Source organism: Kitasatospora sp. NPDC094019 (assembly GCF_044764505.1).
Taxonomy (GTDB): domain Bacteria; phylum Actinomycetota; class Actinomycetes; order Streptomycetales; family Streptomycetaceae; genus Kitasatospora.
Genome location: NZ_JBIWIF010000015.1, coordinates 189160 through 205019 on the forward strand (window position 1 = coordinate 189160; position 15860 = coordinate 205019).

The following is a 15860-nucleotide window of genomic DNA, read 5'->3' on the forward strand; positions in this document are numbered from 1 at the left end:
CTACGGTGCGACGGCGCCGGGGCGGGGAGCGGGGGCCGGGGCGGGCAGAGCCGTGCCGGGTACGGCGGGGCCGAGCAGGTCCGTTCCGGGCACGGAAGCCGTGCGTTCGTCGGCCGTGTGTTCGTCGGCCGTGCGGTCGGACGTCGTCCGCGCGTCGACGCCGCGGCGCCGCTCGAACCGCTCGATCCGGTAGGCGAGCCCCTCCGGCTCCCCGCCGTCGGACCAGCGCCAGGCTTCCGCCCACCACTGCGGGCCGCGGACCAGCGGACGGCCCGCGAGCGCCAGGTGCAGCGCGAGCGTCGAGCGGGCGTAGTCGTGCACCCAGCCGTCCGCCTGCCGGTAGGCGGCGGTCTCGTCCAGTCTCAGCCAGCGGCCCTCGCGACCGGCCGCGAGCAGCGGCGTCCAGACCTCCCCGGAGGGATCGCCCGACGGCCGGTCGGCGACCAGCAGCACCACCCGGCCCTGCTCCTCCCGGACCCGGTAGGGCGGGAGTTGAGTCATCCGGGTGAAGCCGACGGCGTGCTTCCAGGACCGCACCCAGAGACCGCGGCGCAGGTAGTAGCGGACGGCGTGCGGCCAGGCCCAGTCCGCTTCCAGCCGGTAGCCGGACAGGCCCTCGGCCGCGGCGGCGCGGTAGACCCGGTCGAGCGCCTCGGCGGCCAGGCCCCGGCCGCGCGCGCCGGGGCACAGATAGAGCGAGGAGACGGCCAACTGGCCCGCGCCCCTGGTCCAGTTGTCGACCGCGACGGTCCCGACCGGGTCGCCCCGACCGTCCCTACCGCCCCGACCGTCCGAGCCACCGTCGCCCAGCAGCCAGTAGCGGCGGCGGTAGAGCTCGCCGCCCGGCCAGTCGCGGCCGGACTCGCCGAGCCGGGCCCGCAACCGGGCCTCCTCGGCCGGGCCGATCGCCGTCGGGTCGACCCGCTCGCCCAACTCTCCTTCGGCGCAGGCCGCGAGGTCCCAGAGCGCGAACTCGCGCCCCTCCTCGTCGGCCACCGCCCGCAGGCCGGGCGCCGCGGCCAAACGTTCCTGCGCGCGCCCGACCGCCATGTCCCAGGACTTCACCACGACACCCACGATAGCGAGTGATCGGCACTGTGTGTAATTCGATGGACACCGAACGTCAGATCGGATACGAATTCCCTTGTTCGGAAAGCCCGCTGCCCAGGAGGTGGCCACCACCGTGCCCGTCGTCCGCACCGCCCGCACCCCCCGGGGAGCCCGGGGGCCGCCCGTCGTGCCCGCCCGGTGGTAGGGGAAACCCGACCGAAGGACTCGACCTGACCGCCATGACCCCGCCGACCTGCGCCGCTGCAATGAAGTGGTGCTGATTCACCGCCTCCGTACCCCACGTCCACCCGTTCCCGGCCCCGCCGTTCGCCCCTCCGTTCGCCCCTCCGTTCGCCCTGCCCGGCACTCCACCCGTCGGGTCCACCGCGTCCCCCGCCCTTCCGGCGGGCGGCGGGCGCTGTGGTGCGGCGGGTGGGTGATCGCCGCCGGGTGGGCGGGGGCGTTCCCGCTCGTCTCCGGGATCGGTCCGCACCGGAGTTGGGGACTGTGCGCGGCGACGGGGTACCTGGTGGCGGCGGTTGCCGTGCTCGTCCTGCCCCGACGGTGGGCACGCGAGGGCTCGGTGGCGGTCGCGCTCCTCGGCGCGCTCCTCGTGCCGCTGCTCGTCCTGGTCGTGGGCGGGCAGGGGCAGAGCGAAGTCGCCGTCATCGAGCGGTCGGGCGAACTGCTGCTCCGGCACGGGACGCCGTACTTGGCCGAACCCAGCACGGTCGCCGAGTACACGCCCTACCTCCCCGGGATGGCACTCTTCGGGCTCCCCCGCGCCCTGCTCGGTGCGGACGGCACGGCGGCCCGGGTGGCCGGGGACGCCCGACTCTGGTGCGCCGCCGCGTTCCTCGGCTGCCTGGCCGCCGTCCTCCGACCGGTCCGCCACCGCCCCGGGCGGCCCGGAACCGCGGCGGCGCGCACGAGCGCGCTCCCGACACTGCTGCTCCCGGGCACGCTGCTCCCCGGCACGCTCCCGGTGGCGGCGCTGCTCGCCTCACCTGTGGTCGCGCTGCCGCTGTGCGTCAGCGGGGTCGACCTGCCGCTGACCGGCCTCTGCGTCCTCGCCCTGGTCCTGGCCGGGCGGGGCCGGCCGATCGCCACCGGGTCGGTGCTCGCGCTGGCCTGCGCGCTCAAGTGGACCGCCTGGCCGGCGGTCGCCGTGGCCGTCGCCCTGCTCGCGGCCACCTCCGGCCGGCGCGCCGCGCTGCGGGCCGCCGTCACCGCCGTCGCCGGCACGGCCGCCCTGGTACTGCCCTGCGCGCTGCGCTCCCCGGGGCCACTGCTGCAGCAGGTGTTCGCCTTTCCCACCGGGCGCGGCGACCTGCCCACCCCGGCCAGCAGTCCGCTGCCCGGACGGCTGCTCGCGGACCTCGGTCCTGTCGGCTGGTACGCGGCCCTCGTGCTGCTGCTCCTCGCCGGCGCCGCCGTCGCCCACTCGCTCGTGCACCGCCCGCCCCTGGACACCCGCGCCGCCGCCGACCGGCTCGCCCTCGGCCTCGCCCTGGCGTTCCTGCTCGCACCCGCGGGCCGGTTCGGCTACCTCGCGCTGCCCGCCCTCCTGGTGCTCCTCCCCCGGCTCTCGCTCCTCCCCCACCTCCCTCGCCTCCTCCTCCACCGGCTCCCCCGGCTCCCGTTCCTCCCCCGTCCGCACGCACCCCAGGTGGTTCCCGCCCCATGACCGGCACCCTCATCGTCACCAACGACTTCCCGCCCCGACAGGGCGGCATCGAGACCTTCGTCCACGCCATGGCCACCCGGTTGCCCGCCGACGAGGTCGTCGTCTACACCTCGGCCGAACCCGGTTCGGCCGAGCACGACGCCGCACTGCCGTTCCCGGTGGTCCGCGACCGGTCCCGGATGCTCCTGCCCACCCCCCGGGCGACCGCTCGGGCCGCCGAACTCGCCCGGGCGTACGGGTGCGACCGGGTCTGGTTCGGCGCCGCCGCCCCGCTCGCCGCGATGACCCCGGAGCTGCGACGGCGGGCGCCCGGCATACGGCGGACCGTCGCCACCACCCACGGCCACGAGATCTGGTGGGCCCGCACCCCCGTCGCCCGGCGCCTGCTGCGGCGGATCGGCGACAGCGTGGACGTCGTCACCTACCTCGGCGCCCACACCCGCGAGCGGATCGCCCCGGCGCTCGGCCCGTCGGCCCGGCTGGAGCGACTGGTCCCGGGCGTCGACGCCGACCTGTTCCGCCCGGGTGCGCGCGAGGCCGCCGACCCGCGCGCGCCCGTGATCCTCTGCGTCGCGCGGCTCGTCCCGCGCAAGGGGCAGGACACCCTCGTCCGGGCGCTCCCGCTGGTCCGGCGCAGCGTGCCCGGCGCGGTCCTGGTCCTGGTCGGCCGGGGGCCCGCCGAACGACGGCTGCGCGAACTCGCCCGGCGGCACACCGAGCCCGGCACCGTCGTCTTCGCCGGCGGCCACGAGCACGCGCAGACACCCGCCGACTACGCCGCCGCCGATGTCTTCGCGATGCCGTGCCGCACCCGCCGGGCCGGGCTGGAGGCGGAGGGCCTCGGCATCGTCTTCCTGGAGGCGGCGGCGGCCGGTCTGCCCGTGGTCGTGGGCCGCTCGGGCGGCGCGCCGGACGCCGTCCTCGACGGCGTCAACGGCACCGTGGTGGACGGCCGCGACCCGGCCGCCGTCGCGGCGGCCATCACCGGGATCCTGCGCGCCCCCGCCGCCGAACGCGACCGGATGGGCGCCGCGGGCCGCCAGTGGGTCCGCACCCAGTGGTCCTGGGACACCACCGCCCACCGCTTGGCCACCCTCCTCACCCCGAACAGCGGCCGACCTGGCCACCGGCCGAGCGGGATAACACCCGGCCCGACCCGCTCCCGCGCACCCCGCCCCACCGTGAGCCCCACCTCACCCTGAGCCCCGCCTCACCCTGAGCCCCGCCCCGATTTTGCAAAACCCACTCGGCACCTTGGCCGGACTTTGCAAAGTCCCCCGAAGCCCCACCCCCAGTCCGACTTTGCAAAATCGCCCGACGCCCCATCAGGACTTTGCAAAACCCACCCAGCGACCCGGCGACCCGGGGCGCTGGGATCCGGGACCCGGGGCGCCGAGGCCCGGGGCGCCGAGGCCCGGAGCCCGGGGTGTCCGGGGCACCCGGAGCCCGGGGTGTCCAGCGCGCTCGGGGAGTCCAGCGCGCTCGGGGAGTCCAGGGTGTCCGGGGCACCCGGAGCCCGGGGAGTCCAGGGCGCCCGGGGCGAACTTTGCAAAACCGTCCGAGTGTCCGATACGGCTTTGCAGAACCACTCACATCCTGGCGCGACTTTGCAAAGTCGCGCCGAGCCCTCGGACACTCCGTCGTCCAGCAACGATCGCCGCCCCGCGCGGCGGCCCCGAACGGCCGAGGACGGCGCCACCACTGCCCCGCTGCCCCGGACCGGCGGCCTTCGGTGTGGCCGCCGAGGCACGGGCCCTCCGCAGTGGCGCCGCGACTCGTTCGAGCTCCTGCGCGGGCGCGAGCCCGCACGTGGGCACGCTCCCGCCTCGCTCGTCGAGTTGCTGCTCACGCCGAGCCGCCCGCCCCGGAACCGCCGCCGGAGCACCGTGCGGCGGTAGCACCGTGCGGCGGTAGCACCGCGCGACGGTCCGGCGGATCGACGCCCGTACGAAGCGGGCGGACGGAGGGCAACGGCCCGGCCCGCCCTCGGGGCGGGCCGGGATCCGTGGTCGGCGCCGGCCGGTCCGACGACCGGGCGGCTACTCGCCGTGGAGGTCGGCGAGATGGGCCAGGACGGCGAGGACACGGCGGTTGCCCTCGACCGGGTCGAGGTCGAGCTTCATGAAGATGTTCCCGCAGTGCTTGACCACGGACGCCTCGGTGATGTTCAACCGGGCGCCGACGGTCTGGTTGTTGAGGCCCTCCGCCATCAGTCCCAGCACCTCGCGCTCACGCGGGGTCAGCCGGGCGATCGGGCGATCGGCGGACTGCTGCCGCAGCAGCACCCGCACCACGTCCGGGTCGATCACCGTCTCGCCGGCCGCCACCCGGCCCAGCGCGTCCAGGAACTCCGACACCTCGCCGACCCGGTCCTTGAGCAGATAGCCGAGCCCGCCCCGTTGCGCGCCCGCCGCCCCCAGCAGCCGGGTCGCGTAGGGGGTGGCCACGTACTGGGAGAGGACCAGCACGGGCAGATCGGCGTGGCGGGTCCGGAGGTCGAGCGCGGCCCGCAGCCCCTCGTCCCGGAAATCGGGCGGCATCCGGACATCGGTGACGACGATGTCCGGCCGGTCGGCGTCCACGGCGGCGGCGAGGGCGTCCGCGTCGCCAACGGCGGCGATCACCGCGTGGCCGCACCGGGTGAGCAACTCGACCAGACCGGCCCGGAGCAGCACGGCGTCCTCGGCGATGGCTATCCGGAGCACGGCACCTCCAGCCGCAGGCCCGTAGGCCCACCCGTCGGACTCGTCACCATCAAGCGTCCTCCCAGAATCGCCACCCGGTCGGCCAGTCCCTGGAGTCCGGCCCCGGCGGCCGGGTCGGCGCCGCCGCAGCCGTCGTCGGTCACCCGGAGCACCAGCCGGCCGGCCGTCACCTGCCCGTGGACGGTGACGGCGGTGGCGCCGCTGTGTTTGGCGGCGTTGGTGAGGGCCTCGGTGACGGTGAAGTAGGCGGTGGTCTCGACCGGGCCCGGTAGTCGGCCCGGCAGGTCGAGGTCGACCTCGACGGGGACCGGGTGACGCTGCGCCACCTCGGCGACGGCGGCGGCGAGACCGTGATCGGTGAGCACCTGCGGGTGGATCCCCCGGACCAGGTCGCGCAGTTGCTCCAGCGCCTGCCGGGCCTCGCCCCGGGCCCGGTCGACCAGGGCGAGCGCCCCGGCCCCGGCCCCGGCCCCGGCGTCCTCGGCCCCCGCACCCGCACCCGCAGTACCCGCACCCGTGCGCAGCTCGTGCGCGGCCAGGCCGAGCGTCATGGTGAGGGCGACGAGCTGCTGCTGCGCGCCGTCGTGCAGATCCCGTTCGATGCGGCGGCGCTCGGCCTCGAAGGCGTCGGCCAACCGGGCCCGGGAGCGGGTCAGTTCGAGCACCTGGTGCCCGGAGTCCTGTTCGCGCGGCCCGAGCAGGAGCCGGGCCAGTCGGACGTGGGCGGTGGTGAGCAGCGCCCCGGCGTAGCTGGCGAGGAGCAGTCCGGCCAGGCCGACGGCGGTCGCCGGGAGCGCGTGGAGCGGTCCCGGTACCGGGTGGCCGGGAATCAGCATGACGGTCTCGGGGGCCAGCGCCCAGACCACGACCGGGCTGACGACCAGGGCCACCGAGAACGCCAGCAGGGCGGTGAGGCCGAGTCCGGCGGCGGTGAGCGGCGGGCCGACGAGCAGGGTGTGGGCGAGTTCGCGCCAGGTCGCGCGCTCGCGCAGTCGGGTGCGCAGCCGGGCGCGGCGGCCCGCCCCGGGGAGTGCGCGGTGCGGGTCGGGCACCGGGGTCGGTTCGACGGTCCGGAGCCGTCGGCGTTCCAGGGCGCCGGCGGGCAGGCCGGAGAGGGCGACGGCGAGCAGCAGCGGCAGGCCGATGCCGATCACGGAGAGTCCGAGGCCGAGCAGGGCGAGGGCGGCCAGCAGCACGGTGGCGACGAGGCCGAGCAGGGTGCCGCTGACGAGGTAGGCCCAGCAGCGGAGGTTGAGGCGGGTGAACGGGTAGCGGAGCGGGTGGGCGCACAGCGCGGACCGCACTGTCACCGTGGACGGCGGGTCCGCGCCGGGAGCGGGCGGAGAAGCGGCGGCGGGGCCGGTGGCGGGAGCAGCGGCGAGGGCCTTCGCCCCCGCGCCCGCGCCCTCGTCCGCCCCCGCGCCCGCGCCCTCGTCCGCGCCCTCGTCCGTGTCCTCGTCCGCGACCGTGCGCGTTGCCCGCCCCGTGACCATCGTTCCACCTTAACCGACCGGCTGACGCCCCTTCCGGCCCCGACCGCGGCCCGCCCGCGCCGCCGCGCCCCCGGCGCCCCGCGGTCGGGTGAGCGCGACGGCGGCGATCACCGCGAGGCCGCCCACCAGGGTGTTCCGGCCGACCGGTTCGGCGAGCAGCAGGGCGCCGAGCGCCGTCGACCAGAGCGGGGTCACGTAGGTGACGGCGGCGGCCACGGCCGTCCCGGCGGTGCGGACCAGGGCGAGGTTGAGCACGTAGGCGACGCCGGTGCCGAGCGCGCCGAGCACCAGCAGGGCGGTGGCCGCCCCGGCGCCGGGCCAGTGCGGGGCGCCGGCGGCGAGCGGGGCGGCGACGGCGAGTTCGGCGCCGGCGCAGGTGATCTGGACAGCGGACAGGGCGGTGGCCGAGTGCGGGCGGTCGGAGAGGTGGCGGCGCAGGTAGGCGAATCCGGCGCCGTAGCAGAAGGTCGCGGCGAGGCAGGCGAGTCCGCCGAGCAGTTCCTCCCGACCGCCGGGGAAGGCGGCGGAGCCACCGGCGAAGGCGGCGGCCCCACCCGCCCGGCCGACGCCGTCCCCGTGGCCGGCGCCCAGTACGGTGACGACCCCGGCGAGGCCGAGGGCGAGGCCGGCCAGTCGACGCGGTCCCGGGCGTGGTTCCCCGGCTCCGGCGGCCAGGGCGAACAGCAGGGCGAACAGGGGCGTGGTCGCGTTGAGCACTCCGGCGGGCACCGAACCGACCCGGGTCTCGCCGTAGGCGAAGAGCACGAACGGCACCGCGTTCAGCAGCACCGCGACCACGGCGCAGTGGCCCCAGGTGGCGAGGTCGCGGGGGACGGCCTCGCGGCGGACGGCAAGGATCGCCCACAGCGCGCCGGCGCCGAGCGCGCAGCGCCAGGCCGCCACCCAGACCGGGGGTACTCCGGCGTCGACCGCGACCTTGATCAGCGCGAAACTCGCGCCCCAGATCGCGGACAGCGCGACGAACCCCGGCCACCAGCGTCGTCGGGCCACCCCCGGCCACCAGCGTCGTCGGGCCACCCCCGGCCACCAGCGTCGTCGGCCCATGCCCGGCCACCCGGCCTTCCCTCGTCCGGTCCGGCCGTCTCGCGCCACGGCCTCTGCCGTACGCCGCGGGCGTCCCGATGGACAGAGGGTGACGGCCCGGCCGATCATGAGTCCAACAAGTGGTGGTGCGACATGGATGAGGAAGTCTCATGGCCCAGGAGGTGAACCTCGCCCAGCTCAGGGCGCTGGTCGCGGTGGCGGACGCGGGCGGCTTCGGGTCGGCGGCGGTCGAGCTGGGCGTGAGCCAGTCGGCGGTCTCGCACGCCGTGGCGGCGCTGGAACGGGTGCTGGGCGCGCCCGTCCTGCACCGGGGCTCGCCCGCCCGGCCGACGCCGCTGGGTGAACGGGTCCTGCCGCACGCCCGGACGGCGGTCGCCTCGGCGACGGCGGTCGGGTCGATCGCCGAACACCACCGGGGCGGGCTGACCGGCACCGTCCGGCTGGCCGCGCCGACCACCGTGTGCCAGGGGCTGCTGCCGTCGCTGCTGCGCGACTGGCGGGCCGAGCACCCCCGGCTGACGGTGCGGGTCTTCGAGGGCGAGGACGACGAACTGGCCGTCTGGCTGGAGGCCGGCACGGTGGACGCGGCGGTCCTGGTGGACCCGGGTCCGCTGCCGCCGGGGGCGGTGCCGCTCGGCACGGACTCGATGCACGCGCTGCTCCGCCGCGACCACCCGCTCGCGGGCGAGGCGACCGTCGACGTGGCGGAGTTGGAGGACGACGACTTCCTGCTGTCGGAGGGCGGCTGCGAGCGGCACATCCGGGACGCCTACCGCCGGGCGGGTGTCCGTTTCGCGCCCCGGCACCGGATCCGTGACCTCAACACGCTGATCGGCATGGTGCACGCGGGGGTGGGGGTCTCGGTGATGCCCGCGCTGGCGCAGCCGATGCTGCCGCCGGACTGCGTGCTGGTGCCGATCCGCCCGGCCGCACACCGCACGCTGACGCTCACCGGTCCGGTGGGGCGGCCGTGGTCCCCAGCGGTGGCGGGGCTGCTGGCCGAGGTGCGGGGCGGCGGGGCACCGGCCGTCCCGCGCTGACCACCGACGGCGTCCACGGGCCGGACCCGCACCCGCACCCGCACCCGCACCCGCACCCGCCCGAGCGGCCCCCTCCCCGGCCCGGATCGCACGCGGAGCAGTGGTCGGATCGGTTGACGGGCCCCCGGGACAGGTCTATACCAGTGAGGGCCTCGTGGCGGCCCGGCCCCGGTGCGGGGCGCCGTCGGCCCGGCGCGCCTCCCCCACTGTTGGCGCGGGTGGGCCGTAGTCCGCCGTTTCCTGGAGAGGCAGATCCCGATGGAACGTGCACTTCCCCCACAACCGGACCGAAAGCCGAACCCGCCCCAGCCTCCGCACCCGACCGGCCGGAGGCCCCGTCGGCGCCTCGTCACCACCGTCGCCGCCGTGGCCGGGGTACTCGGCCTGGTGGCCGGCGGGCTGGTCGCGGCCGCCGCCAACGCCACGCCCACCACGAGCACCGGCACCAACACCGGCACGAACGGCGGCACCGACACGGTCGCCGCCGCCGCGGGCGGCATCGGCAGCAACTGGTACGCCTCCGCGCCCTATCTGATGCCCGAGGACAACAGCCCGCCGGACGTCTCGACGGTGATGGACGCCACCGGGCAGAAGGCATTCCAGCTCGCGTTCATCCTGGACAAGGGCGGCTGCGTCCCGGCCTGGGGCGGAACGTCCCCGATCGACACCGACACCACCATGCCCGCCGTGATCCGGACCGTCCGGGCCAAGGGCGGCGACGTCTCCGTCTCGATCGGCGGCTACGGCGGCACCAAGCTCGGCCAGACCTGCGGCACGCCGGAGGCGACCGCCGCCGGCTACCAGAAGGTCGTCGACAAGTACCAGTTGAAGGCGATCGACTTCGACCTGGAGGAGCCGGAGTACGAGAACACGGCCGCGATCCACAACGAGATCGGCGCGGCCCGCATCCTGCAGCGCAACAACCCGGGGCTGTACATCTCGATCACCACGGCCGGCACCACGGCGGCGGGCACCGGCTGGTTCGGCCAGCAGATGCTGAACGAGGCCAAGGCGCAGGGCTTCACCCCGGACAACTACTCGATCATGCCGTTCGACGGCGGCTTCAGCGGCGCGGCCGCGCAGACCGACGCGCTGGTGAAGTTCAACCAGATCCTGCGCACCACCTTCGGCTGGTCGGAGGCGGACGCCTACGCGCACGAGGGCGCCTCGCTGATGAACGGGCGCACCGACGCCGCCGAGTACTTCCGGCAGGCGGACTTCCAGGCGGTGCTGGACTTCGCGCTCGCGCACAAGCTCGCCCGCTACACCTACTGGTCGGTCAACCGGGACCGGCAGTGCCCGGGGACGGTCGACCCGGGGCTCTCCGGTTCCTGCTCCAGCGTGGCGCAGAACGACTGGGACTTCACCAAGTTCACGGTCCGCTTCGCCGGGGCCACCCCGCCCACCGACCCGCCGACCACACCGCCCACCACCCCGCCGACGACGCCCCCGACCACCCCGCCCACCACGCCGCCGACGACGCCCCCGGGCACCTGTGTCGACCGGCCCTGGGACAGCGCCACCGTGTACACCGCCGGCGCCAAGGTCTCCTACCAGGGCCACAAGTACCACGCCAAGTGGTGGACCCTGAACGAGGTGCCGACCGCGAGCGGCCAGTGGGGCGTCTGGGGTGACGACGGCCCCTGCTGAACCGCGACCCGACCGACGGTGGGGCGGGCCGCACCGGCCCGCCCCACCCGCCGTCGACCCGTGCCCACGGCCCCCTTGCCGGAGGTCGGACACCCCCCGCCGGACGTCAGTCCGCGAGCCGCTCCCGCAGGTCCGCCAGGATCTCGGCGGCCTCCTCCAGCCCGTACCGGCGGCAGCGCCCGACGGCGGCGGCGAGCCGCTCCCGGGCCGCCGCCCGCCGGCCGAGGTCGGTGCCCTCGATCAGCGCGGCCAGCCGGACGGCCTCGGCGCGCGGGGTCTCGGCCGACTCGCCGCCCGCCTCGTAGGAGGTGATCGCCAGCTCGGCCTCGGCCAGCGCCTCCTCGTGGCGGTCAGCCACCGCGAAGGCGCGGGCCCGCTCGTAGTGGACGGAGGCCCGCAGGTACCAGACGTCCGCCCCGGGCTCGGCCTGCTCGGCCCGCCCGCGCACGGCGTCCGCCTCGGCGAGCCGGGCCAGCGCCTGCTCCAGCCCGTCCGCCCCCTCCTGCTGGACGACGAGGCGGGCGAACTGCCGCAGCATCGCCGAGACCGGACCGGTCTGCGGCCACCGCTCCTGCGCGGCGAGCGCCCGGGACCGGGCGGCGTGCGCGGCCTCCCAGCGATCGGCGAGGGCGAGCGCGACGGCCGCCTCGGCGGCGACCATGGTCCGCAGGTGCAGGTCCTCGGTCCAGCCCTCCAGGGCGGTGGCCAGCCGCAGGTACTCCTCGGCGGCGTCCCGGTACTCGTCCAGCGTGTACAGGCCGCGCGCGAGGTCCAGCCTGGCCTGGGCGAACAGCCGGTCGTCCGGTCCGGCGGCACCCGCGTCGGCGAGTACCGACTCCAGCACGGCCACCGCGTCGGCGGTCCGGTCGGCGCCGGTCAGCAGGTCGGCGAGCTGCAGCCTGGTCCTGGCCGCGTCCCCGGCGGCCGCCGGGCCCTTGCGGTCGAAGCGGCCGGCGGCCTCGGAGAGCGCCCGGATCGCGGCACCGGTGTCCCCGAGGTGGGCGCTGGCGTGCCCGGCCATCAGATAGGTGGCGGCGAACGGGTAGGAGTCGTCGGCCCAGCGGGCGGCGGCCGCGAGGGCGCGGTGGAGCACCTCCACGGCCTCGGCCTGCTCACCGTTCTGCAGCAGCGCCTGCCCCAGCAGGCCGTACGCGCGGGGCGTGTGCCAGGGCTGCCCGGCCCGCTCCAACTCGGCTATGACGGTGCGAAGTTCCTCGGCCGCCTCGGTGATCCGGCCCTGCCGGGCGGCGACGTCGGCGGCGTACTGGCGGGCCACCGTCAGCCGGCGCACGGAGCCCCGGGCGGCGGCCGCCTCGCGGTAGGCGGTGACGGCGAGGGCGAAGCGCCCGGCCTGCTCGGCGGGCGGCTCCTCCGGGGGCTCGGGCAGTACCCGGACGAGTTCGTGGTGCGCGGCGTAGGCGCGGCACTGGAGGACGACGAGGTAGTCGTCGTCGGCGAGGGCCGGACCACCGGACGCGGCGGCCAGTTCGTCGGCCCGGGCCAGCGCGGCGTCCAGGGCCGCCCAGTCGACGACCGTCCCGGCAACGGCTTCCGCAGCCCCGGAGTCGTCCGCACCCCCGGAGCCGTCCCCGTCCCCGGAGCCGTCCCCGTCCGCGGAGTCGTCCGCGTCCGCGGGGCCGTCCATGACGAGGGGGGCGACCAGGGCGCGGGTCCGGGCGGCCAGGGCGCGCCCGACCAGCCCCTCCCGTTCGAAGAGGTCACCGGCGTCGCGCAGTTCGGCGGCGGCCTCCTCCCAGTCCTCCCGGTCGAGCGCCGCGTGCGCCCGCCGCTCGGCGAGCTCGGCGCACAGCCGCCCGACCGTGCCCAGCCGGTCCGCGTCGGCCGCGCCCGTGAGCACGGCCTCGCCCTCGGCGGTGAGCCGCTCGTCGATCCGCCGCCAGAGCCGGTCCGCGTCGGGATGCCCGAGCAACTGCAGTTCGCGGGCGCGGAGCACCAGCGCGGCGAAGTGCTCCGGCTCCGGCTCGGCCTCCCGGACCGGCACCGCCGGCACCACCGGGACGGCGGCCAGTTCCGGCGCGGCCGAGGCCCGCACGCCGAGCGCGAGCGGCTCGGCGAGCAGGGGCCGGCGGGCGAGCCGGTCGCGGCGGCGGGAGCCCACCGCCCCGGTGCCGTTGCGGGCGTCGAAGCGGGCGGCCAGCGCGTCGGCCTCGGTGCGCAGATGGGCGAGCAGGGTGTCGACGGTCCAGCTCGCGCCGGGCGGGCCACTCACGGTGAGCGCGCCGTGGCCGGCCCGGGCCAGGCCGGCGATCAGCACCTCGACGCCGGTGAGGAAGTCCAGCCGGCCGATCGGATCGCCGGTGACGCCGAACAGGTCGCGGTTCTCGGCGAGGATCTCCAGCCCGCGCGGCTCGTTGCCGGACAGCGCGCAGAACTCGATGTGCTGGCCGACCGAGCGGGCCAGCCCGCTCTTGCCGCGGGCGAAGCGGTAGCCGACCAGGTGGCTGGAGCGGGCCTCGTCCAGCCGGCCCTGGCGCAGCAGCGGGAGCAGCGCCTGGGCGTGGCTGACGTGGGGTTCCTCGGCACAGGTGCTCTCCCCGCTGAGCACGGGCCGCCAGGCGGTCAGCGCGGCCTCGTCGTCGCCCTGGCGGACCAGGTGGGAGGCCGCGGCGCGGACCTCGCAGGCGTGGCAGTCGCTCAGTTCGGTGCGCGGCCGGGCGGCCCACAGCTCGTAGGCGTCCTGGACGTCCTCACCGATGTGCGCGGCGAGGTGGAAGCGCTGGGCGTAGTAGGGCTGGAGGCCGTGACCGGCGGCGCGGTAGCGGTCCCGCATCTCGCCGTGCCAGCGGCGGACCGAGGCGAGCGGCACGTCGGGGGTGCCGAGCAGGGAGGTGGCGACCCACTTGAAGCGCCAGAACACCTGCTGCTTCGCCCATTCGCCGAAGCTGTCCGGGTCGGTGTCCCAGAGCTTGAGGACGCGGGCGAAGACGACCGGGGCCTTGCTCCGTTCGCCGTCGTACTCGTACGCCTCCATGAGTTCGAGCAGGGCCATGGCGCGCAGCCCGGTGTCGTCGAACTGGTCGGCGGCGTCGACGAGTTCCTCGGCGGTGACAGTCCGCTGCCGGCCGTAGGGGCGGGCGTCGTTGTCGCGCAGCGCGGCCATCACCGCGTCGATGGTGTCCAGCATCACGCCTCCTTCTGCGGGCCGTACGGGTCCTGCCGGTCCTGCCGGTCCTGCGCACCCGGGGTGCCGCCGGTGCCGCCGCCGGAGTGTCCGCCGGAACGGCCGGCGGCCTCGTGGCCGAGCATCGCGTGGTCCAGCAGGCTGATGAACGAGCGGTTGAGCAGGGCGCTCTCGCTGGAGGTGAGCGGCCGGCGGGTGAGCAGCACGGCCTGCCCGTAGAGCGTCTCGACGGCGGTGACGGCGAGTTCGCGGTCCACGATCGAGGCGGCCCGGCGGACCAGCGGGTTGAGGTGGTTCAGGACCAGCTGGGCCCGGGGCACCTCGGCGCGCAGCGAGCCGAGGATGTCGGCCCACAGTCCGTCGGCCTCCTCGGCGAGTTGGGCGCGGCCGCGTTCGTGCCTGGCCTCCCGGTTGTCCAGCAGCAGGGCGGGCGCGCTGGTCGGATGGAAGCTGCGCAGGGCGACGTCGCAGTCGAACCGGCCGACGACCTCACGGGCCACGGCGAGGAACGCCGAGGCGGCGAGTTCGGCGGCCGGGTCGACGGAGTCCAGGTGCGCGGTGACGGTGCTGGGGTCGAGGTCGGCGACGGAGGTGCCGGGCCGGATCTCGGGCAGCCGGTGGACGAGGTCGCGGTCGTAGGTGTAGCCGCCGTTGACGACGCCGAGCCCGGCGGCGCCGGCGATCGGGGCGACCTGGCGGAACTCCTCGACGGTGCGGGTGACCAGGACGACCGGGTGGGCGCGGGCGAACTCGTCCAGGGTGACATTGCCGTCGGTGGTCTCGAACGGCAGCCAGGGCAGCAGCATCCGCAGCAACTCGTCGTCGTAGCGGGCGAGTTCCTTGACCGCCAGGTGGTGCACGGAGATGAAGCGGTGCAGCAGCGCCGGGTCGCTGGCGGACAGGCCGGTGAGCCAGTCGCGGATCCGGGCGCCGAGCGCGTCGCGGACGGCGGCGAGCGTCTCGTCGGCGTACAGGCCCTCGCGGGAGGCGGTGGGCCGCAGGCCGTCGGTGTCGACCACACAGCGGACGAAGAACGCCCAGTCGGGCAGGAGTTCGTCGGCGTGGTCGGAGAGCAGCATGCCCTTGAGGTGGACCCGGTGGCCGGCCCGGCGCGACGGCGGGACGGCGTCGGGCAGCACGTAGGCGACACCGCGCAGGCCGACCAGCGGCAGGTCCAGTTCGATGGTGTCGAGCGGGGTGAAGTCGAAGGTCGAGCGGCAGTACCCGGCCAGCGCCTCGCGGCGGGCCAGCGGGGAGCCGTGCCGGTCGGCCCACGGCGGGGTGTGGTTGATCCGGGTGCTCCCGCCCCGGCCGTCGACCACGGTGACCTCGTGGCGCAGCAGGCTGCCGAAGTCACGGGCGAGGGAGATCACCCGGTCGGTGCGGGTCCACTCGGCGGCGTCGGCGCGGGGGGCGAGCCGGACGGTCGTTCCCGGTTCGGGCATGGCCCCGGCCGGCAGGGTGCGGATGGTGTAGCGGCCGTCCGAGCCGCCGCGCCACTCGATGACGGGGGCGTCGGGGGTGGCGGCGGAGCGGGTGACGACGGTGATCTCGTCGGCGACGACGAAGCAGGCCAGCAGGCCGATGCCGAACTGGCCGATGAAGTCGCCCCGGGCGCGGGCGAGTCCGTCACCGTCGAGGTGGCCGTCGGCGTCGCGCTTGGAGCTGCGGCCGATGGTGGCGAGGAAGGTGTGGACGTCCTGCTCGGTCAGGCCGATGCCGGTGTCGGTGACGGTCAGGCCGTGGTCGGTGCGGACGGTGATCGCGGCGGGTGCCGTCGGGTCGAGGGCCTGCCGGGCGGAGATCGCGTCGACCGCGTTCTGCAGGAGTTCGCGCAGGTAGACGCGGGGGCTGGAGTAGAGGTGGTGGGAGAGCAGGTCGACCAGGCCGCGCAGGTCGACCTGGAAGGTGTGCGCGCTCGTCGGGTTCTCGGATGGGGACACCGGTGGCTCTTTCGATCGCAAGGGCGGTTCGGGCAGTGGGGAGGGGTGGCGGGGGCCGGCGGGGGCCGCCGTCGGCCGTGCGGAC

At 76.1% G+C, this 15860-nt stretch carries 10 protein-coding genes; 4 read left to right on the forward strand and 6 right to left on the reverse strand.

What is annotated here, in order from left to right:
* A complete protein-coding gene (locus tag ACIQ9P_RS29200; RefSeq protein WP_402362471.1) occupies positions 1-1068 on the reverse strand; it encodes a GNAT family N-acetyltransferase in 1068 nt (355 codons plus the stop codon).
* Positions 1069-1486: 418 nt separating this feature from the next.
* Between ACIQ9P_RS29200 and ACIQ9P_RS29205 the strand changes: the two genes are divergently transcribed.
* Both ACIQ9P_RS29205 and ACIQ9P_RS29210 read left to right on the forward strand, forming a co-directional pair.
* On the forward strand, positions 1487-2737 hold the full coding sequence (locus ACIQ9P_RS29205; protein ID WP_402362474.1) for a glycosyltransferase 87 family protein: 1251 nt from the start codon (positions 1487-1489) through the stop codon (positions 2735-2737).
* Positions 2734-3939, forward strand: a complete 1206-nt coding sequence (locus tag ACIQ9P_RS29210) for a glycosyltransferase family 4 protein (protein ID WP_402362477.1) — start codon at positions 2734-2736, stop codon at positions 3937-3939. Before ACIQ9P_RS29205 ends, ACIQ9P_RS29210 begins: the two co-directional genes overlap by 4 nt.
* A gap of 837 nt (positions 3940-4776) precedes the next feature.
* On the opposite strand, the gene ACIQ9P_RS29215 is transcribed toward ACIQ9P_RS29210, so the two are convergent.
* Genes ACIQ9P_RS29215 through ACIQ9P_RS29225 form a run of 3 tightly spaced genes read right to left on the reverse strand, consistent with a single transcriptional unit; the run spans position 4777 to position 8000 of the window.
* Positions 4777-5442, reverse strand: coding sequence for a response regulator (locus ACIQ9P_RS29215; RefSeq protein WP_402362480.1), 666 nt, complete (start codon positions 5440-5442; stop codon positions 4777-4779).
* Entirely contained in the window at positions 5430-6935 is a 1506-nt protein-coding gene (locus ACIQ9P_RS29220) for a sensor histidine kinase (RefSeq protein ID WP_402362483.1), read from the reverse strand. The genes ACIQ9P_RS29215 and ACIQ9P_RS29220 overlap by 13 nt, the downstream gene beginning before the upstream one ends.
* Before the next feature lie 9 nt (positions 6936-6944).
* Positions 6945-8000 carry a DMT family transporter gene (locus ACIQ9P_RS29225; RefSeq protein WP_402362486.1) on the reverse strand — a complete coding sequence of 352 codons (1056 nt, stop codon included), beginning with the start codon at positions 7998-8000 and terminating at the stop codon, positions 6945-6947.
* A gap of 149 nt (positions 8001-8149) precedes the next feature.
* Between ACIQ9P_RS29225 and ACIQ9P_RS29230 the strand changes: the two genes are divergently transcribed.
* The gene (locus ACIQ9P_RS29230) at positions 8150-9040 is read left to right on the forward strand and encodes a LysR family transcriptional regulator (protein WP_402362489.1); all 891 of its coding nucleotides are present in this window, start codon (positions 8150-8152) and stop codon (positions 9038-9040) included.
* A gap of 366 nt (positions 9041-9406) precedes the next feature.
* A complete protein-coding gene (locus tag ACIQ9P_RS29235) occupies positions 9407-10690 on the forward strand; it encodes a carbohydrate-binding protein (protein WP_402362493.1) in 1284 nt (427 codons plus the stop codon).
* A 106-nt stretch (positions 10691-10796) separates the two neighbouring features.
* Here ACIQ9P_RS29235 and ACIQ9P_RS29240 read toward each other — a convergent pair whose 3' ends face one another.
* Both ACIQ9P_RS29240 and ACIQ9P_RS29245 read right to left on the reverse strand, forming a co-directional pair.
* Positions 10797-13835 (reverse strand): hypothetical protein, encoded by a 3039-nt coding sequence (locus ACIQ9P_RS29240; RefSeq protein WP_402362496.1) that lies wholly within the window; start codon positions 13833-13835, stop codon positions 10797-10799.
* A complete protein-coding gene (locus ACIQ9P_RS29245) occupies positions 13835-15775 on the reverse strand; it encodes an HSP90 family protein (protein WP_402362499.1) in 1941 nt (646 codons plus the stop codon). The genes ACIQ9P_RS29240 and ACIQ9P_RS29245 overlap by 1 nt, the downstream gene beginning before the upstream one ends.
* Positions 15776-15860: the final 85 nt, after the last annotated feature.